16 protein-coding genes and 4 pseudogenes are annotated in these 22537 nt (G+C 57.2%); 8 read left to right on the plus strand and 12 right to left on the minus strand.

Going from position 1 to position 22537, the window contains the following annotated elements:
* Positions 1-3: 3 nt before the first annotated feature.
* The 3 genes and pseudogenes from AC3WJP_RS16345 to AC3WJP_RS16355 form a co-directional block, all read right to left on the minus strand.
* Positions 4-114: pseudogene (locus AC3WJP_RS16345) on the minus strand (nucleotidyltransferase family protein); the annotation flags it as partial.
* A gap of 1103 nt (positions 115-1217) precedes the next feature.
* Positions 1218-1433 (minus strand): annotated as a pseudogene (locus AC3WJP_RS16350) (LasR-specific antiactivator QslA); the annotation flags it as partial.
* A gap of 1029 nt (positions 1434-2462) precedes the next feature.
* Positions 2463-4148, minus strand: a complete 1686-nt coding sequence (locus AC3WJP_RS16355) for a DNA cytosine methyltransferase (protein WP_493722802.1) — start codon at positions 4146-4148, stop codon at positions 2463-2465.
* 335 nt (positions 4149-4483) lie between these two features.
* Here AC3WJP_RS16355 and AC3WJP_RS16360 point away from each other — a divergent pair, with 335 nt between their 5' ends.
* Positions 4484-4942 (plus strand): very short patch repair endonuclease, encoded by a 459-nt coding sequence (locus tag AC3WJP_RS16360; RefSeq protein ID WP_493722803.1) that lies wholly within the window; start codon positions 4484-4486, stop codon positions 4940-4942.
* On the plus strand, positions 4909-5376 hold the full coding sequence (locus AC3WJP_RS16365) for an alpha/beta hydrolase (protein ID WP_493722804.1): 468 nt from the start codon (positions 4909-4911) through the stop codon (positions 5374-5376). Before AC3WJP_RS16360 ends, AC3WJP_RS16365 begins: the two co-directional genes overlap by 34 nt.
* Before the next feature lie 24 nt (positions 5377-5400).
* On the opposite strand, the gene AC3WJP_RS16370 is transcribed toward AC3WJP_RS16365, so the two are convergent.
* The 5 genes from AC3WJP_RS16370 to AC3WJP_RS16390 are packed head-to-tail and all read right to left on the minus strand — an operon-like array spanning position 5401 to position 12833.
* Positions 5401-6315 (minus strand): PD-(D/E)XK motif protein, encoded by a 915-nt coding sequence (locus AC3WJP_RS16370; RefSeq protein ID WP_493722805.1) that lies wholly within the window; start codon positions 6313-6315, stop codon positions 5401-5403.
* Positions 6308-7006 carry a DUF6339 family protein gene (locus AC3WJP_RS16375; RefSeq protein WP_493722806.1) on the minus strand — a complete coding sequence of 233 codons (699 nt, stop codon included), beginning with the start codon at positions 7004-7006 and terminating at the stop codon, positions 6308-6310. The genes AC3WJP_RS16370 and AC3WJP_RS16375 overlap by 8 nt, the downstream gene beginning before the upstream one ends.
* Positions 7003-7962 carry a hypothetical protein gene (locus AC3WJP_RS16380; protein WP_493722807.1) on the minus strand — a complete coding sequence of 320 codons (960 nt, stop codon included), beginning with the start codon at positions 7960-7962 and terminating at the stop codon, positions 7003-7005. Before AC3WJP_RS16380 ends, AC3WJP_RS16375 begins: the two co-directional genes overlap by 4 nt.
* Entirely contained in the window at positions 7959-10004 is a 2046-nt protein-coding gene (locus AC3WJP_RS16385; protein WP_493722808.1) for a hypothetical protein, read from the minus strand. Before AC3WJP_RS16385 ends, AC3WJP_RS16380 begins: the two co-directional genes overlap by 4 nt.
* 3 nt (positions 10005-10007) lie before the next feature.
* A complete protein-coding gene (locus AC3WJP_RS16390; RefSeq protein ID WP_493722809.1) occupies positions 10008-12833 on the minus strand; it encodes a Z1 domain-containing protein in 2826 nt (941 codons plus the stop codon).
* 844 nt (positions 12834-13677) lie between these two features.
* On the opposite strand from AC3WJP_RS16390, the gene AC3WJP_RS16395 reads away from it, so the two are divergent.
* Both AC3WJP_RS16395 and AC3WJP_RS16400 read left to right on the plus strand, forming a co-directional pair.
* On the plus strand, positions 13678-14352 hold the full coding sequence (locus AC3WJP_RS16395) for a hypothetical protein (protein WP_493722810.1): 675 nt from the start codon (positions 13678-13680) through the stop codon (positions 14350-14352).
* Entirely contained in the window at positions 14345-15247 is a 903-nt protein-coding gene (locus AC3WJP_RS16400; RefSeq protein ID WP_493722811.1) for a hypothetical protein, read from the plus strand. The genes AC3WJP_RS16395 and AC3WJP_RS16400 overlap by 8 nt, the downstream gene beginning before the upstream one ends.
* A gap of 155 nt (positions 15248-15402) precedes the next feature.
* On the opposite strand, the gene AC3WJP_RS16405 is transcribed toward AC3WJP_RS16400, so the two are convergent.
* A complete protein-coding gene (locus tag AC3WJP_RS16405; RefSeq protein ID WP_493722812.1) occupies positions 15403-16782 on the minus strand; it encodes a hypothetical protein in 1380 nt (459 codons plus the stop codon).
* Positions 16783-17057: 275 nt separating this feature from the next.
* On the opposite strand from AC3WJP_RS16405, the gene AC3WJP_RS16410 reads away from it, so the two are divergent.
* The 4 genes from AC3WJP_RS16410 to AC3WJP_RS16425 all read left to right on the plus strand — a co-directional run bounded on the left by AC3WJP_RS16410 (position 17058) and on the right by AC3WJP_RS16425 (position 21232).
* Positions 17058-18065 carry a helix-turn-helix transcriptional regulator gene (locus AC3WJP_RS16410; RefSeq protein ID WP_493722813.1) on the plus strand — a complete coding sequence of 336 codons (1008 nt, stop codon included), beginning with the start codon at positions 17058-17060 and terminating at the stop codon, positions 18063-18065.
* Between the two features lie 337 nt (positions 18066-18402).
* Complete coding sequence (locus AC3WJP_RS16415; protein ID WP_493722814.1) at positions 18403-18660, plus strand: hypothetical protein; 258 nt, start codon at positions 18403-18405, stop codon at positions 18658-18660.
* The gene (locus AC3WJP_RS16420; RefSeq protein ID WP_493722815.1) at positions 18657-19058 is read left to right on the plus strand and encodes a hypothetical protein; all 402 of its coding nucleotides are present in this window, start codon (positions 18657-18659) and stop codon (positions 19056-19058) included. The genes AC3WJP_RS16415 and AC3WJP_RS16420 overlap by 4 nt, the downstream gene beginning before the upstream one ends.
* Positions 19059-19327: 269 nt before the next feature.
* Positions 19328-21232, plus strand: a complete 1905-nt coding sequence (locus tag AC3WJP_RS16425; protein ID WP_493722816.1) for an AAA family ATPase — start codon at positions 19328-19330, stop codon at positions 21230-21232.
* 19 nt (positions 21233-21251) lie between these two features.
* Here the strand turns inward: AC3WJP_RS16425 and AC3WJP_RS16430 are convergent, their stop codons facing one another.
* From AC3WJP_RS16430 to AC3WJP_RS16440, 3 genes and pseudogenes are all read right to left on the minus strand, one after another.
* Positions 21252-21671, minus strand: coding sequence for a hypothetical protein (locus AC3WJP_RS16430; protein ID WP_493722817.1), 420 nt, complete (start codon positions 21669-21671; stop codon positions 21252-21254).
* Positions 21672-21691: 20 nt separating this feature from the next.
* Positions 21692-21880: pseudogene (locus tag AC3WJP_RS16435) on the minus strand (hypothetical protein); the annotation flags it as partial.
* Between the two features lies 1 nt (position 21881).
* Positions 21882-22522 (minus strand): annotated as a pseudogene (locus AC3WJP_RS16440) (MarR family transcriptional regulator).
* Positions 22523-22537 lie beyond the last annotated feature (15 nt).

Consider the following 22537-nt stretch of genomic DNA (forward strand, 5'->3'; position numbering starts at 1 on the left):
CCCTGATCTGCCCAATTGGGTAAATGCTTTCCAGCGATCAGTATGTGCTTTCACGGTGCTGTAGTGATCAGCGCCCAACATATCTCGCAATGCTCGCGGGCCGGCATAGCTCAACTGGCGCCCACATTCAAAATTGTGCCCGCCTTGACGCCCGACTAATGATCAAGCTCGACCCGCAATCTAATCTTTGAGCCCCCCACGTCATCCCGCCAAGGATGCTGAGTGTTATCAGGGATCAAGGCCCCTGCGACCTGTGAGGGCTGTCCACTAACGCGGGACTGGCGGCTCTTTACGACCGGGGCTTGGGCATCTCATGATCTGACCTCCTGAACACTTCAAGAGAAGTGGACGGGTGGAGGCTACGCTGGCTGACGAGACCGGCGCCGCAAGATCCTGAGTCTCGGGTGAAGGTAGTGACGAGATGACCAGGGCGTGCCTGACTGTCAGTCAGGTGCAGTCCATTCCCTAGGCTGCGGCACCATCATCTGCATCGCTCTTGCTGGTGACTTCGGTGTTTGTCACACCGATTGTCACGAAGGGGAATGTCGCAAAGCCTTGTAGGAGTTGGGCTGCAGCAGCGGTAGGAGAGCCCGTCTCTTTCCGGGAGAAAGAGACGGGCGCGGTTGGCGCAGCGAGTGTGCCGAGAGGTGAGGTTGCTGCAGCGAAGAGAGGAAGGTCCTTCGTCTGCCGCGATGGACAGATAAACCGAGTAGGCATCCACCACTCTTGAGGAGTGACCGTGCGAGCCGCCGGACGCTCATCGCACTTCGGGAGAACCACCACGCAAGCGGCGTAGCCTTGAAGGTTCTGGCTACCTGGGCTGGTGCTGTCAACAACAGCGATCCGTGCGCCAATTTTTATGCCCACTCGAAAAGGTGGCCAAGCATCACGGCGAAAATGCACAAGAAGTGGCGACTGTCGCCACTTCTGTCGCCACACTCCAAGCCCCGTCCTGCATGGGTTGTCGCCGGTGTCGCCATTGTCGCCACATATCTAGCCAAATCCCTACGACGAGCTTGGTTCCGTTGCACTCGATAGAGATCGCGGGCAATTACTGACGGGTGAAAGAAGACGTGGAGCTAATCAAATTTTAAAATGGAAGAGTAGGACGAGGTGGCTTCGAGAAAAAGCGAGTGAACCCTCCGATCGGCGCGATCAAAGATCGCCTGATCGGAGGGTTTGGCGGGAAAGCAACGTCTCAAACGTCAATAACAGACTCAAGCATTAAAGCTGGTTGATTGGGAGGTGACGGCTTCATGCCGCATGATCGGCGCCTGCTGCAACCGCAGCAGAAAACCTGCTTCAAATGCTTCTTGAGGATCACTTGGACGATGAAGCTTTCGGTTTTGCGCCAGTGCCCACCACAGAGGTAATGATGAGCCATCGAGCCAAGTCTCAGCGCATCGAACGCCGCCCTCAATTATCGGGCGGAATTCATTGCCCCATGGCGTTCAAATGCTAGGACAGCCTTCTGCGGAAGGGACAGAGACATACTCCCCAATCTGTTGATGATCAGAGCAAAGTATAGATGACAATTTCGAGTGATCAACGCAAGAGCTATGTGTGCACTAGGTAGGCAGTGTTAACCAACCGGAAAAAAACCGTATATACGGGCAAGATTGTCCTTGCTGACGGGCAACCACTCACTCATGAGCAGCAGCTATTGGCCGACTCCGGCCAGTTACGACCAGCTGAAGTCGGCCAAAAGCGGTCGCTCGCACCCGGCCGATACTAACGCCTAGATTAAATCGCGCCACTGGCGTAGGGTGTTAAGCCCCCCTGTACTTAATTTAAGCTCCAAGGGTTAATTTGCACAAACGAAGAGAATGGAATGCCACGAAAGATGTATTTTCGCCTTTTACTGTCGGCGGGATAGTCGTAATAAACGAATGCGCCTTTGTAGCTAATGATCTTAGATGCTATTTGACGCATGAGAGGTCCGATATCACTCGAATACCCAAAGGCCCTGCTGCCTAGACTAACGCCGAACCCCTTAAGGTCTAAGGCTCGCCAAGAGCCACCGTCAAATATGGTTGCGTCTATATATGGCGTTTTGCCGGAACCTGGATGAATGGCTACATCACCAACTCCAGGAATTTGTTCCCTTCTAGGATGAACGACTCCAGACAGCACAAGTTGAACGGGAGGAGGCATAGGTGAAGTATCCTTGTATAATCTGGCCTAAGTATAAGTCGAGGAACTTGCGGGGTAGTTCTCCCCACTACTTGCGTCGTATAAAGGTCCTCGTTCAGATGTCATCTCTTGTACCGCTTGAGTGTAACGTCAGAAACGCGACATGGGCAAAGGAGAGAAAGCGACAAGACCTGCTCAGAGATTACGAACTCGTTGGCCTCGTGTCTATGGTCGGCGGGGGGCTCGTTCAGTCCGAAAGCGTCCGCTACTGGCCGACACCTGCCGATCACCAAGGCGGATGTCGGCCAAAAGCAGCCTGTCGGATTTGTCTAGGAAATCGGAGTCGATTCATTTTGTGCAGATCGTTTACCCATAATATCTTGACGTTCGGCAACCCGCCGACACACAACGTCATAAACAATTTCCGCGATTTTGTTTGCCAATAAAGGCGGTACCGCATTGCCCACTTGGTGGTACTGCTGGGTTCGATTCCCTTCGAAATAATAGTTGTCTGGGAAGGTCTGAAGCCGCGCGGCCTCGCGAACGGTCAAGCTACGACATTGCGCAGGGTCGTAGTGAATAAAGTAGTGCCCATCCTTCGAGATATGGCTGGTGATAGTAGTTGCAGGAAGCTCTGCAAGCTGCACCCTGAAGCGATCACTAAACTTACCGCTTTCCCAATTCTTGTGGGCGGGAGCGAGGCCTGGAAGTGAAAATTGCTGATGGCCCTTGGGCGAGTATTTGTTGTGCTCAGCGAAGGTACTTGCAAACACGTATCGTCGCAGGTCCGACCGCATATGGCTACGGGCATCGTGACTCATCCAATATTTGATATCGGCGTCCTGATACCAAGCATTCAAGGATGGTATACCTGTATTACCTAGACCTAGCTCCTTTTGCACTCGCTCACCACCTGAACTCTGCGGAGAATTGAAAAGTGCTTGCCGAGTAGCTCGCAGAGGCTCAATCAATTTGCCATTTTCAAGTTCCGCGTGATGCAGCAAATCATCTACTTCGTCGGCAACAACTCGATACCAGGCTTCTTGGGAGTCCGAAGGTCTTGATAGTTTGCTTCTAAGCTTCGGCAGGTCACCAATGGCCTGCCTCACCGAGACCGGGTCGGCTGTTTTCAAAAGTTCATGAAACGGAATATTACCGTGCTCATCGATCGCTATTCCCAGAAGGATGACACGATGGCGAGCTTGTGGGATGCCGTATTTTTCTGCTTCGATGATAAAGGACTTTGGGTTTACCTTGTCTATACAATCTGAAGAGCTGAACGACTCTTCGGAAACCATAGAACAGATCTTGTACTTTTGCCCGCCTTCTGCATTATCCAATGCTTTGGTAGGATCCACCAAATCTTCCAAAATCTGCGCAAATATTCCCTTACCTCCAACTTTGGAAGACAAGATCCCTTTAACATTTTCCATAACGAAAACAGTAGGGCGATAATCCTTGATGATGCGCAGATAATCTTTGTATAGAAAATGCCGATGATCATTCTCAGGTACGTAGCCCTGCTTGGCTTGGTTTCTGGCTCGACCAGCAATCGAATACGCTTGGCATGGGGGGCCGCCAATGAGGACCCATGGACGCCCTTTCTTATTCAATCTGTCGTTGATGAGCTCATTCAACTCCTTGTCGCCCGCATCCGAACCCAAGGTTATCTGCCGTGCCTCCTGATCGGCCCGGCTCCAGAATTCTGCTGTTTCAGGGGTGCTAGGCTCTGCTGCCTCGCCATTGCAGTACTGGTAGTAATCCTTCAGTCCTTGAGGGTACTCGCGCTTGAGCAAGCGGTAGAAAGCACGCAGTCTAAGCGTCCTCCTGGCGACAGGATCCATTTCGGCAGAAACGATGATATCGAAATGACGGCCATCACCGGAGGATGAAAAACCCTCACCCAACCCGCCAGGGCCAGCGAAAAGGTCGACGATCTGGATCGCGTCCTCAACTGCAACAGCTGGCTCGGCGATCGCCCTCGGCGGGAAAAGGAGGTTCTGGTATTGAGTCATGGGCATCATTGGTCAAAAAATCAGGAATGGCAACCGCGTAGGCAGCCGAGTCGCGATACTCTACCAGGATTAGGACAGCAGCGCACTGCAGCCGCGCTCGCGACGATCACATCCCCTCGGCGCGTGCTTTGGAGTGGTCAACAATCCCAGCTACAGGCTCCTTCTCGGCGGAAAACACAATTTCAATCGATGGTCCGTCACTGACGCAGCAAAACCATTACCCATCCCTTCGCGCCCAGCGAAAAGATCAACGATTTGTATTGGCCTCGGGAGCGCTAGCGCAGTTTCAAAGGTCGTATCCTTCAACAAGAGCAGGCACATCTAGGGGGGGATTTATGGACATAGTCAGCAAAGAAGTCAGGTCTCGCATGATGGCCAGCATCCGGGGCAGCAATACAATCCCGGAGATAAAAGTCCGAAAGCTGCTGCACAGGCATGGATTCAGGTATCGATTGCATCCACGGGAGCTTCCAGGTCGCCCCGACGTAGTGTTACCTCGCCACCGCCTTTGCATCTTCATTCAAGGCTGCTTCTGGCACAGGCACCCCGGATGCAAGTACGCGACCAACCCCAGTTCTCGCGAAGAATTCTGGCGCTCGAAATTCGAGCAGAACGTGAAGCGAGATATAAGAAACAGGAACGAACTGTTACAACAGGGTTGGCGTGTCTTCGAGCTTTGGGAGTGCGGAATCCGCAAGCCGGAAGCAGAAATGACATGGCTTCTGGAGGCCGTGCCGGATTGTAATCTACAACATATCTCTTGGCCCACTTTTCCTTCCGTGCCCTCCAGCTGACCGCGACGCTCAGGCCATTTAAGCCGGCTATTCTGCACCTCCATGGAGGCAGCTCCATCGCCGGTAGCCTCCGGCATTGTTTACCGACACTGCAGCATCTAGCGGCCCGCCCAGCCTGCACCTTCGTCTCGATGGAAAATGGCCTAGCTCCCGAGCATTGTTGGAACGGATCACTGGAGCAGAATTACGCTTCCCGGCCTTGGTCAGCCGAGCAAAGCGACCGTTTGCCTATTGACCCATCACGAGTAGCGACTCTCGGAAAAAGTGCCGGGGGTGGACATGCCGCCCTCCTGTCAGTCACCGCACACGATCGGCAAACGGTATGTCCCTGTTTTGTGTGCTTGGTTTATCAAATGCTCGGTGATCGCTGCGCGAGCAAGTGCACGCCCGAGTCGGTGATGGAATACAGTTGGACTGGTGGGTTGAATCGCTAACCGGCGCGCAACTAAAGTTAATCTCTATAACTGCTGAGACTTCAGGCCAGAAAGATCAATCCTATACTCAAACTGAACAACGCCTGCTGGCAGAACTCCACCCATAAAACTCGCAGGCGTTATCCGGGGAAAACTGTCATCAACCGTATAGGATCGTGCCTCGAGGAGGTTGTACGCCTCTTTCCGCACGGAACATCCCGCCTCCATCCCGAGCCGCTGCAACGCGCCTTCCAGCATGGCTGGATCGACGCCGAGCGCAATGAGACGATCACAAACGAGATCGATCGACAGACCATCGTCGACCGGCTCGAACCTTAAGTGAAGCAGTTGTAAAGGCTTACCGGATGAGGCGGCCAGCTGGAACTGCCCGGAGATGTTGACCATGGCCCCGTAGCGGCTAATCGTCGACTTGACCTCGTAATCGGTCGCTGGAGTCTTGATGTCAACCACGCCGCCGAAAGGGCCACTCCACTCAAAGGCGACCCCTTTGATGACCAGAGTTTCCAAGGCCAGCAGTTCAGCAAGCACGTCATAGCCATGCCTGTCGATCAGTGCATTGCCCAGCAGGTGCCGCCACCGTTGCCACCAAACCAGCGGGTCAGCCAGCAGCGCTTGGCGTACAGCAGTACCGGACCCGACGCTGATCATATGCTCGCAGATCAGCCCGAACTCGTTGCGGAGCCATTCAATGGACGACTCCAGCCGCAGGAAGCGCCGATGCTGCCCCCCGACAACCCGCTCCACTGTCCGGAGGCTGGCGCCGGCGAACCCTTCTGAAATCTCCAGGGGTTCGGAGCATTCAACAGCAACACCAAACCTGTCACCTTCTCGAAAGACCCACGCCGGGCACGCTGCTGGCATCGCCTTGATGGGCAACATTCGGCCGCTCTCGTCAAGGTTGGCAAAGCCTTCCTGGATCTCTTTCAGAAGATCAGTCATGGTCACTATCCAAATCGATGGGCGCGCATCCCACATCGGCAAACAGCGCGTCCACGTAGCCGAACAAACCGCCCTCGCAAAACAGGGGTTCCTTCAGCACGATCTGCGCCGTATTGAGCTTCATGATTGCCCTGAACTGATCCTGGGAAGGTTTGCGCAACCGACGCATCCTGAAAATCAGCCGTGTCAGATCAATCCTGAAGCCGCCCTTACCAGGCCGCTCGACCAGTTGCACTACCGTATCCGTGGTCACACTCTCCAGTACTCTTCGGGTACTTTCCTCGGAGCCCTGCCACGTAAGGTGGACGGTCCACCACGTCGCCCGCAACCAGATGCGGCTTCGGCCCTTCCAGTACCGCACAGGTGGTGCGCTGTCCCAACGACTTTTCACCAGATCCGGCAGCACCCGCAGGGAGAGAAAGCGCCACCAGCCATCATCTGCGGCGGTGCGAATGTCCATGCCGGCCTCTGCCAATACCCGGTACAGGGCAAGGCCAACTTTCATGTCATAGGCGCCAGGGCCTGAGGCATTGCTTCTCGCGGTGGAGTCATACAGCGACACGATGGCGAGTAATTGACGGCGTACCTCTTCCATTTCCGGACTGGACATGTCGGGGAGAAACGCATCGCTTTTGACCATCTCGTCAAAGTGGCGCTGCGACAGTTTGAGGTTCAGTGTGGGGAAACTCATGCTGCGTTCTCCAATTCCCGGACCCGGTGATCAAGCCAGCATTGGGTAGATATGAACAACTCCGGAAGTGAGCCTGTTTTCAGATCACCCAATCGAATGAATGAACGAACTGCGTCAGCAATACTCGCGATACCTTCATCGGCATCGGGCGCGCCCAAATACGTATCGAACTGTGCGCCCATGTCTTCCTTGACCTGAGCAATGACCAGCGCAAGCCAGGCTGCGAACACCTGACGCATCAACGGCGACTGCTCGATATTCAGAGCCCGGCGGTCGCGCAATTGTTCGAAATGCGGGTGGGCGTTGTTAAGTACAAGCGCGACGTAGTCGCTGGAGAATGGTTCATCCTGTGGATCGCTCCAGCAAGCTTTCAATTCCCACAGTGGTCCCTCTTCGCCCAGAGACTCCTCCAGCACAGGGAAAAGGGAGCCGTCACCGTCGATGACGATTTCGATTGGCTGTGCCAAGAGGCCCAGTCGTGCGCCTGGCTGATGCGCAAATCCGGGAACGAACTCTGCCGCGTATAGGCCTAGAAACGCTTGAACCGATAGAAGACCGCTACCTCTGACCGTCCCGGGCTCCAGTTCGATGTCGAGCACCACGTCCTCGTCTTCTGCTTCGTGCCGCAGGCCATGAACAGGTCCAAGCGTTCGCCAGCAGGAGTCTGCAGATGCCCACTCCAGCGCCAGCAAAACCTCAGCGTCCGTGCTCACCACACCGTGGGGACCGAAGATGGCCTCCAGAAGGGGAGCCCGCTCGATCAAACATTGAACCACCAAGGGATGTTCGGCCGGGTTCCAGTCACTGTCCTTGCCCAAGGCATATTGATCGCCACTCACCGCCGTCGCGCCCGGATCAATACCGTCATCTGACCGGAAGATATAGGTCACTTCTGACTCGCTTCCGTCGCCGAGTGGCGCATTCAGCATTCGGTATAGCGGCAATCGAGTACTCATTCCGCTACTCCATTTGCATCCGAAATCCGGACACCGATCACCGGCCGCAACAACTTGCCACCGGATTCAGTCATTCTGACGTGAAGCTCCCCCTCCAGCATCAGCCCCGGTTGAACAGACGCAGTACCAACCGTGAGCCTGACACCGGTTCCATCGGCAACTTCCATGCTTTTTACAGAAGGGGTCGCGCTACTGATGCGGGGTGACTCCAGTCGAAAGGGGAACGCGCCGAGCCCGCTATCAACCCATGTATCAAAGGTGATCGGCCCGGCTTCGGAATCTACAGAAACAGTGATTTCCCTCGGTATGTTTGGCTGCACCATCCCCCATCTCAAACACCATTTCATGATGATGGCGGATGCTGCATGCCTGACTTCCATTATCTCCAGTTCGGGCGAAAGCACCGCACCTCCTCTGGCCCCTTGTCCGATGGCCGCACGCGGCGCCGCCTTGCCAAACCGCCCATCCCCGCCAAACCCACGACTGGGCAGCACGAGTTCGGCAAGTTTGCGTGACATCCGCATCAAAGGTTTGACGGTCACGCTGGGCTGGGGCGGTACGCCGAAATCCTTCAACGCGCGGCCACACTGAGCACGAATCTTCTCAACGACTCGCCCTCCGTTTACGTCTATCCAAGCGGCATGATCCGCACGCTCACAACTCCTCAGATACACTTCGAGATTCTGTATGGTCGAGCGTAGCCCTCGGGCTTCGGATGGCAGGAGCTCCTGTTCCGAATCTGGCAGAAAGAGCGCCACAACGTATCGGCCGTCCGCAAAACCGGCGAAACCACCGGCCCAGCCTCGCGAATCGATACTGTCATCCCAACAGATGTTCATTCCAGGCGAGCGCATGAACGTCACTATCGGTCGATGGGGCGCGCTGCTGTCTGTCTTGGAGAAGATGCAGGTTTCCGGGCTGGGCGCATTGTCTGGCGCATCCATTTGCAACTGGCGTGGGGTTATCGCCACAGCAAGCACCCAGCCCGCCTGACCACTACCCACGAACTCACCGCGTAATTGAATAGCTCTGCAGAGCACATCATTACTCTTGACACCTCTGGCCGTAAGATAATCTTCCTCCTCTGGAGCCTCTCCTACCGCGCGGTCATACAGGCACTGACTCACCCGGAATGTCGGCAACATGTCCGCGCTGGCTATCTCCTTGCCGTTCACCGATGCACTCAGATATCTACCACTGGCGAAGAAGGGGTTATCCAGCCGCGCACTGAACCAGCGCTGGATCGCAACATTCACGTAATCTTCGTAACTGCTGTACCACCATGGCGCCGGCCCGCCTTCTTCGTCGAACACGGGCAGCAGGTTGTCCTTGAGCAATGGAATGATGATTGCCGTTCCAGTTGTTTTACCGGTGAACGGCCGGACACCCAATGCCTTCAGGATTTCGTGGATATGCTCCGGCGTCGTGATCGCTCGCAAGCTGTCATTCGCCCCCCACCAGGCAATGCCGGTTTGCGTCGTGAGCTGCAGGCGGTCGACACGACTTTCATCTTCGACCAGCGAAGCCACCAACCGCTCTTCATACCCGTCGGCCGTCTTGATCCGGCTATAGTAGATGACCAAGCCAGCTCCCATGCGGAAGTAACAGGTCTTGCCCAACCCCCACGAACCGCCCGCACTGTCATCCGCGCGAGTCCGGCCGATTTCGAACACCAGCTTCAGGAAATTGCCATGCTGACCGTTAGCCTCCACGCTGTCGAAGGTCATCGGCCCCGTTAACCCCTCGGTACCTGAATCGCGAATTTCAAGCAGTTTCGGAGTACGCGGATAGCGTTTCCCGAGCATCTGCAGGTTCAGCCCTTCACTGAACGTGGAGGCGATGGCGTCCAGCGAATGCTCGCGAATATGAAAGTCTACCGAAACCGGTAGCGCCTGATTACCGTTGCGCCCTGCGTCGAGCGCGTTCTGAACGGATTCGCGTACCAGCAAGTCCAGCAAAGGCGTTTCTTCGTTCTGCAGCGCGCGAAGCAGGAATGCGCCGGATTCCTGCATGGGCTGCAGTTGGAGGCTGTAATACTTCATAGGTCAGATCACGCCTACCGTTTCTTCAAGATCATCTTCCGATGCCATGAAGATTTCGGGAATATTGACCGTCACGTGAGTGACGTAGCTTTTCTGCTTGCCTTGCGAACCAGGCAGATAAAGACTGATACCTATGATGTGCGCCTTGGCTTTGAGGGGTTGCCTCTCTCGGCGCGGCGCAGCGGCGACCTTTGTAGGACGTACGCCGCTGTCTTTATCAATGAGATAGATCAGCAGTTGAGGTACTGTTCCGACACCACCTTTGCCACGAAGCTTTGCCACGTCGGAATTACGGAAACTCGCCGTCGAAAGATCACGCTCTTCAAGGCCGTGGGCATCCGCCAATAGATCCTTCGGATCTCTCAGCGCACCAATGGACACGCCGCCATCCGAACGTTTATCGGCGAAGCGACTACGGTTGACCCGACCAACAGTCTTGCCAGAAATCTCCCAGCTGTTTTTTTGATTCGGTGTGCTGCCCGCCACCACGACGTTCCAATTCATGTAGCCGGCCTTTTCAGCGTGCTCATCGAGCCATTTCTGAAAGGCTTTCATGTCCGAAAAGAACTGATTTCCGGGATGGAACGACAGGCCCGCCAGATAATCGGCTACCCGATTTACTTCAACGTTACGCCAGACAAGGCTGTTGGCGCCCTTCAACTCGGATTTTTCGGGGTGGGTACCTGCCGAACTCAGAAATTTCTCCGTTAACGACAAATTGGCATTGAGCACCGCGGCAGCATCATCGCCGTCATGGAAAACGGTTGTTTGCCGATTGATTCCCGAAAAGTCGAATGTCGCCTTGATCGCACGCTGCATCCTGTTCGCACCTGTCGGGCGAATCCAAGAGAGCCTCGCATGCACACGGACGCGAGGACCGAACTCCTCAGGCTTGGCGCCACCGTGCATGAAGCGCTGCAGATCGTCACGAAGCTCCTCCTCCGCGACTGTCAAGAACTCGTACTTTCCTCTCGTATCATCGGACATCCAGATGCGAGGCAACAGTTCATAGCCTTTGCGGTACCCAAACCAGCGCCCCATCTGCATGAGGGAATCTGCTTGCGCCGACCCCCGCAGGAAAAAGGTGCTGACCAGATTTTCGATTGTCAGTCCCCGAGAAAGCGTGCCGCCGCCGATAACGATGAACGCCGTACAGAAATTCAGGCCTTGCGCCGCGTCTGGGTAGAAGAGCCGCCGAACCTCGTTCTCATCGGTCACCCCGTTATTGGCGCAGTTATCGACGCACACGTGAATACCGCGGTGGTACATCCGTTCAGAGTCCGCATCCAACTGGATAGCCGTCACCGTATCCAGAAGTGTCCGGACTTCTGCAAAAAAACTGTCAAACGTCGGCAGTTCAAAAAGCTCGGAGAGCCGTCCGTAGTCAGGGAAACGCTCAGCAAACTGCGCAACATCCAGGCCTGACGAGACCCTATCCCACACAGGCCTGAAAGTGGCGGTCAACTGATCGTCACCATACTCCGACCACTTTTCGAGCGCTGCCTGCACCGCTTTGCTCATGAAATCATGATGAAGCTGCCTTGCGCTGGTATGGATCAACATGCTCACGGGTTTTGCAGCGCCTGACAATCGCATTACTGCCACGCAGCACAGGTACCAGATCAGGCTTTCTTCCAGCGCGTGAGGCAGTGTCAGGTCTTCCCCCCGGTGAAGGCTACCAACCTGCTCCAGATCCTCTTTGGAAACTTCACGAACGATTCCAAGCGGCTCCTTCTCATTCTCGGCGTAACCGAAAATCTGCACGGGCCCGAAATGTTCGTCCGCCTGCGGCAGCGCTGCTATGAAATCCGATGGGTACAGGGTATCGCCAGGTCCTTCATTGAGAAAGTTGGCGGCGGGTGTGGCAGTGAACGCTACGTAATTCACGCATTGCAGCGGCAAACTGATCAACTGCAGGATGAGCCCATTGATGACGGTACGCTCAGCCTTCGAAACGTCATTCGAATTGATACCCGCCTGATCCGCTTCGTCATCAATAACCACGAGCCGCATCTGCGACATCCCCAACGGGTGTGCCTTGATCCAGTCAATGAGATGCCTCAGTCGGGCCGGGTTCTTCAGGCAAACAACAAGGTGGCGGTCTCTTCGGCCAGCGTCGAACTGCATGTCCTGCGCACGGGCACCGTAAGGGCTGTTTCTCGACGGATGCTCGATCGACTTCCAACTGACGTTACCATCATGCTGGAACAGGTCGCCGACCAGACGCTTACTGGTTTGTACCCGCAGGTTCTCGAGCGTCCCGGTCAGCACGACGAAAAGGTTCCATCGATAGTCGGCTGCCATGGAAATCAAGCCAGCCATGTTGGCTGTCTTGCCGGACTGTACATGCCCGACCACAAGCCCTTTTACAGCCATGCGATCTTTTGTGGCCTGCCGAAGGCGCTGGAGGACGCGCACCGCAGATCTCTGAATATTATCGACCGAGTCTTCCTTCCAGCCTTGCGCGATCAGGTGTTTTTTGTAGAGCTGCCATGCACTTCGCGCGTCTTGCGGCACGGCCATGCCCGGCTCGGCCTCTTCCGCTCCTACAAAGATCAAGGGTCTCGTCGCGGCGACAGATTGCTGTTCCGCCTGCTCCTTGCGCCGAACGACCTCCTTCCAGCGTTCAAACCGCTCTTCTGGGCTATTGCCTAGCGAAGGCCAGTCGTCCATTTCCTCCTGCGATAGGAACCAGTCATTGACTTTCTCAAGTGACTCCCCCATCCGGCCGAGCCTGGCGATATCTTCCCAGCTCCTGCCTTTCAGGCGCCAACCATCAATGAACGCGCGGCATTTGTCGTACGCTGGGTCAATACTGTAATCAGCCATTAGCATCCCTACTGTATTCGGAAGAAAACTCGAATCAGGAACATCGCCTACATCCAAGTCAGGGGCAGGGATAGTGGCACAGAGCCGGCCGCCTTACAAAACCCTTTTACCAGGCGGTCGTGAATCACGAGCCCACTCTTAGCTTGCATATTTTTCATCGCCATCAGACAGCGGAATTTAGACGCGACGTCTATAAGGGATAGACGCCTTGATCGGATGCCTTTGGATAATGTGAGATTTGAACTGCCCGATGCGTCAGATCTCAGAGGATGGCAAGTGGACTGAGTATTCCAAAGAGTATTCCAAACAAAAAACTAAAAGATACAAGCTCATAAAAATCAATAGGTTATTTGACTTGTTCAGATTACCCCGGCGCTGCTCCCATCTGGCCGACGTGCCCTTCGTGTAGGTGTGGAAAGTCTCGCCCAGCAACAAATTCACCAAGGCGAGGCGCTCGGGGTGCAGTTTTTCGTTGCTTCAAAAGCGCGTTGCGCGAGGATTTGACGTTAGCTCGCCACCGAGTGCGACCGCCGGGCGCGGCATGCCAGCAGTACCGGTCGCGTTAGGGCGCTCACCACTGGCCATGCCTTGGCTGACAGGTTTTGTTGCGATTTTTATATGCCTTTCCCGTCCAATTTCTTGCAGCATTCATACCGCCGCGACCTAGGGCCGGATTTCCTCAAGACCACTTGGACGACTCAGCTTCTCCGTCAATAACGAGCATCATCTCAATAACAAGAACATCAGCTAAGGGAGCACACGATGGCGGCTGGCAAAACCAAGTTACTGGTAGGTCGCCTGTTGCCCGGCGCACGGGGCGGTCGGCCAGGGCGCCAACCGCCCCGTGCGCGGAATCGCTGCGACAGCCAGCGGCGAAATCGCAGTGGTGGCTGAACGGGTTTCAACCCGCGAAATCGCAGTTGAAATTATCTGCGCAGCAATAGGGCGCGCCGCCGGCCTGCCTATTCCCGAGCCCGTCTTGCTAATGGACCATGAAGACGTATGGCATTACGGCAGCGTAGATTCAAGTCACCCGAACCTTTCACAGTTCGTTTGCACTGATGACGCATCGATCCTGGGCGAACTTGAGCGTTGGCCATCGCTGTTGCCAGCCGCCTGCTTCGACGAGCTCATAGCAAATCCTGACAGGCATGACGGAAACCTGCTTTATGATGGCTCCGGCTTCTTCCTGATCGATCACGGCCTCTGCATCCCGTTGGGTATGAACCCACACGAACGGTCCGACGACTACCATTTGAACAGGCTCTTGGATTTACAGATCGAAATCTGTACCGACGATGTACTGGCTCAGCGTACGGCCATTGGATCGCGGGAATGGGCAGAGGTCAGAGGCAGGCAGTCAATCGCGCTAATAGAATCCAGCGGCTCTGATGCGCTGCCTCTCGAAACGCATCGTCTGCTGTTATCCTTCCTCAAGGATCGCATCGCAATCCTTGGCGATCACCTCTACGAACGAATCAAGCCCGAACAACAGGGGAGTTTGAAATTAAATGCTTAATCTAGACTCCCTGATGCAATCCGTACCTGCGGTGCCCTCGTTCGCCGGCAGTTGGGCCGCCATCTATCTCGAGCCCATGATGGCCTCAGAAGAACGCCTTACCATTGCAGTAGCGGCGGTGGGAGAGAACGGCGAGTGTCGCGTCTCGCCTGCCATTCGCCCTCATGTGCTGGAGGCAATGTTCGGTCCTCAATCGGTCGGCATGACCAAACTGATTCAGATCGCGTGCTTGAGCCTGAGCAGGCATCTACAGTTGGCGGGGCGCTTCGAGGGTTGGACACCTCCAGCCGCGGGAATGCAATTGGGTAAAGTAAGGGTAACGGCTTCCTGTGACCTGCTCGGGCTACTCCGCCAGGCCGTGTCCATGACGGCGAGTCTTGCCGCACTAGATTTTGACGTTGTGGAAGACGAGGATCCAATTGACGACTGCGAGTATGCGACGGGTTCCACGCGCGACTCATGGCCCAAGCTGTTCGAGAGCGCTGTTTTACACAGAAACCCGCGCCTTGCAGGTTATTTTCATACCTCGTTTCATGTATCCGACAAGGCTCGTCCATCCAAGCTGTTTTATCTTAGCGAGCGCACAGCCATCAACACCGGCAAGCTCATTCCTGGCAGCACCTTGTCGGCCATGTTCGAGCGCAACAAGGCGCGCTTGCTCGACTTGTTGGTGGTTCGTGATCGAGACGACAAGTTGTTCCCTAGATCACACTTCGAGCTTGTCGTTTTTCGCCCCGCCCTTGATGACCCGACCTACAGCGAACGCCAGATTGACTTGCTAAGACGCTCCATCGAGGCGCTTGAAGAGGCCGGCGACAAACACGATCTGCGCGTCGAGACAGTCGAGTCAGCGGCACAGGCAGCAGACAGGCTGTTCGTTGCCGAAGCCGCATAGGCCCAGCCCGTCGCCCGTCACCTCCGACCCCAAGATCTTGGCCCGGTCTGGCGGATCAGTTAATTGCCAGCGGGGCGACGCGTCGCAAACTTAAAGTAGCCAAGAACCACGATGATCATCCTCTTTCGCGCGCAGGCCGCCTTCGGTTGGGTCGGTTACACCACTTCGGGGACACGATCAGTGATGGATGACGTAGGTCCTGTCCCCACGCGAACTACCCCCCAACAAACATCATACCCAACCATAAACAACGCCCGTTCCAACGCCGCCAGCTGCACATCCTGCCCACTACAAGCAAGAACCGCGCGAGCTCGTTGCAGTATGCGATTACTCAACCGCACCAGCTCCGCCCAAGCCTGATTACGCACCGCCGGCTTTTCGGACACCGAGTACAAATCAACGTAAACGAACCCGCCCTGCGAAGGATTTCGCGTTTCCGCCTTATTGGTTTTGGTCTTGTGATTCGGCCCCCACCGGAACGCCAAATCCGCAGGCACGACACGCTGACCATTCGCCACCAGCCAGCGACGCACCAACAGCCCCAACGCCGCACCCACTCGGCCGTCGTAGATAACGACGTTATCGGGATCTGCGGCGGCATAGATCTTGGTCATCGCCGAGTTCATCAACAGCTTCTTGCCATCAAACTCGCTCAGGGATTGAGTGCTCTGGGGCTGAAGCAGTTTTACCGCGTGCACAATGGAACGGCACAGCGTCCCCTCCTCGCACCGGGCATTGACCCAAAGCAATGAGGCATCGTCTGCCTTGCGGGCGACACCGCCCCACTCGAAGATGGCCAGGCACGCGTTTCGTGCGCCAATGTCGTCATTTATCGCAAGTGCCGCACGCAGTGTTGCGCCGATGCTGGCGAAGTCGAGGGGAGCGGCTTTTTCGGGCCAAGAGTAATGTTCCGCTGCTTGAGACAAGGTCTCGCACCACCACTCGCTTCCCGGGCTGCGCGCTTTCCACGACTTCCAGGCGTGATGTTTGCTGACTTCATAGCGATGTGAAAACTCACCCGTCCAGAGCACGCTCAGGTGATTGGCGAAGGCCAGTTGATCGGGTGTCAGCAATGTTCCAGCGAGGTCATCGGCAGCCTGGGTATCGGGCAGCACAGCCGTTACTGCTACCGGGGCACCTGTCAGCCACACCGAGGCCGGGCGCTTCGCATTTATTTCGACCAAGCCCAGCGCCTGCAAAATGGGCAGCACATAGGTCACATTGCGAGGCCCGTAGGTGCCCAACAGATTTACTCGGGTAGCGAGGCACAGGGGCCCGGCCTTTTGCGGTTTGTTATTCGACGCGATAACACAGGGGTTTACCGCATTGTGAGCGTGCTGGTGCAAGTACTTCAGCGCCGATTCGAGTGCGGCTTTCATCAGCATCATGTTACTGGCGCCCACGCTCAATTCAACGTGATCAGTAGTGACCTTCTCTACAGTAAAAGTCGAAGCACCCGACGGCGTTGGAAGGCTGCCCAGCGATCCGATGCGTGGCCACAACGAGGAAACGGTTTGTGCTGCCGATTGCGTCATGCTGATTCCTTAGCCTGAACCAAATTCGTAGAGATGAAGCTACCGGCCCCGTGCGACAGTTTGCGTCGCGATAGAAGAGGTCTGATACCACTCGGGGCGTCTCATGCCGATCCTTGAGACTCCTGAGTGCATGGCCGGACGCCACGCTTGCAGTCACGTTATCCGTCAGCCCAAGCAAAACTTTAGCGGATATAGCAAATAGCCACTTTCCATGGACATCCGCACCCAAACCGGCTCTCATACCCGCTCAACCCCGCTCAAGGACGACTCTCTCCGTGCCCACCGCCTCCAGCAAAAGCGCCATCTCCCGCCAGTGGGAGCTTCTTGGCATGATCCCCGAGCGTGGTGCCGGAAAATCTTCGGCACAACTCCACCAGGATCTCCTGGACGCCGGCTACAGCTGCAGCAAACGCACCGTCGAACGCGATCTCAACGATCTGAGCGCGATCTTCCCGCTGGACGCGAACACCAAGAGCATCCCCCATGGCTGGCGCTGGATGCCAGGCGCCAATGTCGAGCTTCCGGGCCTGCATCTGAGTGACGCCCTGAGCTTGCATCTGCTGGAAGAAAGCATCCGCCCGCTGATTCCCGCAGCCATGCTGAAATCTCTGGAAATCCGCTTCAGTCAGGCTCGGCAGAAACTCGACGTTCTGGCCGATGACAACCCCAGTGCGCGCTGGATCGACAAGGTCGCCAGCGTACGCCCGCAAATGAGCTTGATGCCGCCGCGGGTTGATGCCCGGGAGCAGGAGATCGTCCAACAGGCCCTGCTCGACGGTGTGCAGATCGGCTGCAACTATCACTCTGCGCACCTTGGCAAAGACCGTGAGTTCGTGCTCAACCCGCTGGGGCTGGTGCAACGCGGCCAAGTGACCTACCTCATCGCCACCGTCGGTGATTACGCCGATGTCCGCCAATTTGCGCTGCACCGTTTCTCGCAATCGAAGCGCCTGAGCACGCCTAACAAAGGCCCCAGCGACTTCAACCTCAAGGCATACATCGCCAGCGGCGCCATGCAGTTCGCAGTCACCGGCAAAATCACCTTGCACGCCCAGGTCAACGCCACGGTGGCGACCATTCTGAGCGAGACGCCACTCTCCGAAGACATGCAACTGACGCCTGGCGAGGAGGGTTGGACGCGGCTGCAGGCCACCGTCAATGACAGCTGGGAGCTCAAGTGGTGGTTGCTGTCGCACTCAGGGGCCATCCGTGTCGATGCACCGCAGAGCCTGCGCGCGGAGATCGCCGAACGTCTGCAGCAAGCGCTGGCGCTGCACCTTTGAGGCTGCTGAGCCACTGCGACGCAAGCTGACGCGCGGCCGGCAATAATCGACTCATCGCCAGAACCCGCGGCCAGCAGGGTGGTCGTGCGCCCATGGCGACCTTGCCCCGCGACTTGTCATGAGTGAGTCCCATGCCTAGACCGTTCCCCCCGTTTACCCAGGCTTGTACGGCCTGCGGTTGGTCCTCCACGATCATCCCGGCAAGCGATGCACTCGTGCCCAGTGAGCTGCTGCGCAGCTGCCCGCGTTGCGATGCACATAGTCTGGAGATGCGCCCGGCCACGGCCAGCGAAATGCTGATAGCGCAGTTCAAGCGCGTGCTGCGAGGGCAACTCTGATGGCGGACCTGATCTGCATCTGCGCGCTGGCGTTGAGCGCGTTGATTGTCCTGGTGCTGCTCGCACAGTATCTGCATTTGCTGAGCATTGGCCGGTTGCTCAAGAACAAGGCGGAGCATGCCGACGCGCATCTGGCCGAGCAACGGCGCTATGAACGCGAGAATCGCGAGTTGCGTTCAGCGTTGCGGGCCGAGCGCGAGCATGTGCAGCAACTGGTACGCAAAGTGGAGTTGCTGCACACGGTGCTCAATCCATGATCGATACCGACGGCCCCTTTCGTTTTGTCGATCATGGAGGTGAACCTATGACCGTGTTACAACAGTTGATACTCGATCTCGCGACCAACCGAGTGAGCGCAACAGCTCTCAAACAAGCCGCAGTTTCGGTCTATCCCTGTCTCGGTGACGCGCAGTACTTCGCCGCCGTGCTGGACCTTCAGCAACAGGATCGCCTAGTCGGCCAAGAGCTGAACGGCGATTGGCATTACCAAACGCTCGATAACGACAGCCCCGATTATCAGCCGCCGGAATACAGCGCCGAGTTCGCGGAAAAGATCATCGCTGCCTCCTGTGGCGAGTTCACCGAAATCGACATCGATGCTCACCTCGCGGATCTATTGGCCATGGCATCCAAAGCGGCCAACGGGCGTTCATGATGAAGGCGCCGCCGAGTGCCGGTTGAACATGGCACTTCCCCCCCCACTTGCGCGGTCATCGAGCGACGCGAAGGGCCCGAGCCTGTATGACACCGTAGATCCACCACTCGTCGCCCTTCACCTTCCCACCCCCACCTTGGCCCAATTCTCGCTACCACCCAGCGGGGAACAATTTTCCGGCGCTCCACTCTCCACCACGCCGGCCGATACCTCCCCTGAGGGCATCAACCCCCTCGTTCTACCGGTATTCGCCCAAGGCAGAGGTTCCGATGGCCCAACCTTCATTTATCCAGCGCATCCGCACCCGGCTGCGTAATCGTTATTGGCAGTCCGCTGCGGGCGTCGCCATCACCCTGATACTGGCCGGCGGCATGTGGCTGGCCCGCGGCGAATCGCCGATATCCGATCACCCCGGCATGGCCGAACAGCTCCAGCACGACGACAGCTCATGGCGCGCTCAACCAGCGCGGTTCTCGAGCTTCGTCGACGACGTGCGCGCCGACAAGGTGGCCGAGGCCATCAGCGGCAACAACCAGTTGTACGTCAGCCTCAAGGACGGCAGCCATTACGCCGTGTACGACGGCTCAGGCTTCGTGGCGCGTCAGGCGTACCTGTTCGTCGCCAGCGATACCACGCCGACCTTCCAGTATTCCGAGCTCAAGGAAAGCGACGCCATCAGTGCCGGCGCCGCCATCGACATGACCATGCGTTTGCTGGTCATCGGTCTGTTGCTCAGTGTTGCCTGGCCAACGGTTTCCAGCCGGGTGATGGGCTACCTGCGCCGCAACAAGCACACGCCGACCACCTTCGACGATGTGGTCGGCTGCGGTGAGGCCAAGCAGGCGTTGCTGGACATCGCCATGGCCCAGCGCTATCCCGAGCGCTTCACCTCTCTGGGCGCGCGGCCGCCGCGTGGGGTGTTGCTGACTGGTTCGCCGGGCACCGGCAAGACCCATCTGGCCAAGGCGCTGGCCACCGAGTGCGGAGTGAACTTCATCGCTGCCACCGGTAGCGATTTCTCGAGCATGTTCTACGGCGTCGGCATCATGAAAGTGCGCAGCCTGTTCCGTCAGGCGCGGCGCAAGGCGCCGTGCATCATCCTTATCGACGAGATCGACGGCATCGGTCGCCGTGCCACCGAGCCGCGCATGGGCGAGAGCGAGCAGAACCGCATCGTCAACCAGTTCCTCACCGAGATGGACGGCTTCAGCGCGGCCCATGGCGTGCTGGTGATCGGCGCCACCAACCTGGCGGAATCGCTGGACCCGGCGCTGCGCCGCGAGGGCCGTTTCGACCGTACCATCGCCGTGCCGTTGCCGACGCTGGAGGACCGCAAGGCCTTGCTGCGCCTGTATCTGGGCAAGCTCAAGCAAGTCGGCGAGATGGACATCGACCGCCTGGCCGGCACCTGCATGGGCCTGACGCCGGCGGCGATCGCGGCGCTGGTCAACCAGGCGGCGATCTTTGCGGCCCGGGAAGCGGCCAGCAGCATCGAAGAGCATCATCTGGTGAACGCCATCGAGACCCAGCGCATCGGCGAGAAGCCCATGGGCGTCACGCCGTTCACCGAGCAGGAGCGCCGCTGCATCGCCGTGCACGAGGCTGGTCATGCGCTGGCGGCGGCGCAGTTGAAGATCGGCAAGGTCGATAAGGTGACCATCCTGCCCCGCGGTCAGGCGCTGGGGGTGACGCTGGTGATTCCGACGGAGGACAAGCGGCTGCATCGCAAGTCCGAACTGCAGAATCGTATCGTCATGTTGTTGGCGGGGCGGGCGGCGGAGAAGGCTTATTTCCATGAAGTGTCGTCGGGAGCGTCTTCCGACTTGCAGGAGGCCACGCGTATCGCCTTGTCGATGGTCAGTGCCTTGGGCATGGGCCCGCACAGTGATCTGGCGACCTTGAGCGTGATGCGTGATGCCGGCATCGAAGTGGACCCTACGCCTACCCTGCTGCAGGTCAATGCGCTGTTGCGCGAACAGGAAGCGATCTGTGACGCGCTGCTGGTCGAGCATCGGGTGGCGATGGATACGGTGATCGCGCGGTTGCTGGAGGCGGAGACTATTGATGGCGCGGAGGTCTACGAAGCGCTGGGGCTCAGTGCCGTGCGCAACGCCGAGCACGAGCATCAGCCGCTGGAACAAGCGGCTTATAGCGAGGAACGGACTCTCAACTGATCAGGTGGCGATCGCCCTGTCAATGTGCGACATACGGGGTGATCAGCCAGCCGTTGATGTCCGAGCTGATGCGGAAAAGCTTCTCGCCGTTGAGTGGCACATCCGCCGGAATCGTCCTGACCTGGGCGCCGCCGCACAGCCCGGAGTCGGTCAAGCCGACGCCGAGCGTGGCTTTGCCCGCAGGCAGGTAGAACGTGGCTCGCTCACTGGTGCCCAGCTTGGCCGCGCGTTGGTCGTTGACGTAGACCACCACATCGCAGGCTGCGCCGTAGACCCCGCCCTCACGCATTACTGTCACCCGCCCGCTCGGGCCGCTCGGCTTCGCCTGATAGGCATAGACCTCATCCGTGGATGCGGGTTTGCTTTGCTGGATGGTAATGGCATCGGACGAACAGCCCGCCAGGGCCGCGAGTGCCAGCGCTACGAGAAGATTTCGCATGGGGTTCCCTCCGTTTGAAGGATGCCCGCAAGCTCAATCACAAGGTCGACGTCATCGGTAAACCGAATGTCGTCCAGTACGGCGGGATCCGTCACCAACATTGCAGTGGTACATCCACCGACGAATGCAACCTCGGCCAGCAACTCATCTCCCAAGCCATCCGCCACAGTTTCGATAAGCGCGTAATTATGTTCTGCGTTCGATGCCATATTATTTGAGACCCATTTCTGCCTTGAGAATACTGATCGCCACCCCGCATTCTCGCGGCCCACCCAGTCGGACAGCGTCGACCAACGCCAGGTAGTCATAAAGCACAGGGTCCTGCTTTACCGCTTCTGGCACGGTCTTGTAGAGCGGCTCGACTGCTTGACCCCGCTCGGTGCCAAGAGCATCTGGCCAAACCAGGATTAGCCCTCCCGCACTCTTCAAGCGGTCGGACAAAGCCGGGGCACCAAACCCGGTCGGTATTCCTCGCATCATTGCGCCCGGTTTGACAGGGAAAAAGTATTTCAGGCCGTGTTCGGTGATGTTCACCAGCTCTCGCTGATTGACCCTCGGGAGGCCAGTCTCGTAATCGTTGGCAAGTAGTCCAGATTCGCGGCATCGAGCCATGGAGTTCGACACCTCGCTCTTGCTTAGCCCGATAGAGGCGGACAATCCACGCAACGAGTAGCGCTCGCTCGGCAATACCTGTGCCGAACTCGGGGGCGACTCCAGCGCCATGCTTCCCGGTCGCGCCTCTCCTTGGGCATACAGGCTGGCGATTTTGAACAAAAGCAGGATATCTTGACCTTTCATTACCTCGCCCCCTCAGGTGTCCACATTCCATAAAACGTGGACACTTTTCCCATGAGCATCGTTTCGCT

This window comes from Pseudomonas sp. GW821-FHT01A09 (assembly GCF_058986725.1).

Excerpts from the sequence above, each read along its gene's own strand:
- AC3WJP_RS16355 (WP_493722802.1), bottom strand. The coding sequence starts at position 4,148 with ATGACTCAATACCAGAACCTCCTTTTCCCGCCGAGGGCGATCGCCGAG.
- AC3WJP_RS16360 (WP_493722803.1), top strand. The coding sequence starts at position 4,484 with ATGGACATAGTCAGCAAAGAAGTCAGGTCTCGCATGATGGCCAGCATC.
- AC3WJP_RS16370 (WP_493722805.1), bottom strand. The coding sequence starts at position 6,315 with ATGACTGATCTTCTGAAAGAGATCCAGGAAGGCTTTGCCAACCTTGAC.
- AC3WJP_RS16375 (WP_493722806.1), bottom strand. The coding sequence starts at position 7,006 with ATGAGTTTCCCCACACTGAACCTCAAACTGTCGCAGCGCCACTTTGAC.
- AC3WJP_RS16380 (WP_493722807.1), bottom strand. The coding sequence starts at position 7,962 with ATGAGTACTCGATTGCCGCTATACCGAATGCTGAATGCGCCACTCGGC.
- AC3WJP_RS16385 (WP_493722808.1), bottom strand. The coding sequence starts at position 10,004 with ATGAAGTATTACAGCCTCCAACTGCAGCCCATGCAGGAATCCGGCGCA.
- AC3WJP_RS16390 (WP_493722809.1), bottom strand. The coding sequence starts at position 12,833 with ATGGCTGATTACAGTATTGACCCAGCGTACGACAAATGCCGCGCGTTC.
- AC3WJP_RS16400 (WP_493722811.1), top strand. The coding sequence starts at position 14,345 with ATGCTTAATCTAGACTCCCTGATGCAATCCGTACCTGCGGTGCCCTCG.
- AC3WJP_RS16405 (WP_493722812.1), bottom strand. The coding sequence starts at position 16,782 with ATGACGCAATCGGCAGCACAAACCGTTTCCTCGTTGTGGCCACGCATC.
- AC3WJP_RS16415 (WP_493722814.1), top strand. The coding sequence starts at position 18,403 with ATGGCGGACCTGATCTGCATCTGCGCGCTGGCGTTGAGCGCGTTGATT.
- AC3WJP_RS16420 (WP_493722815.1), top strand. The coding sequence starts at position 18,657 with ATGATCGATACCGACGGCCCCTTTCGTTTTGTCGATCATGGAGGTGAA.
- AC3WJP_RS16425 (WP_493722816.1), top strand. The coding sequence starts at position 19,328 with ATGGCCCAACCTTCATTTATCCAGCGCATCCGCACCCGGCTGCGTAAT.
- AC3WJP_RS16430 (WP_493722817.1), bottom strand. The coding sequence starts at position 21,671 with ATGCGAAATCTTCTCGTAGCGCTGGCACTCGCGGCCCTGGCGGGCTGT.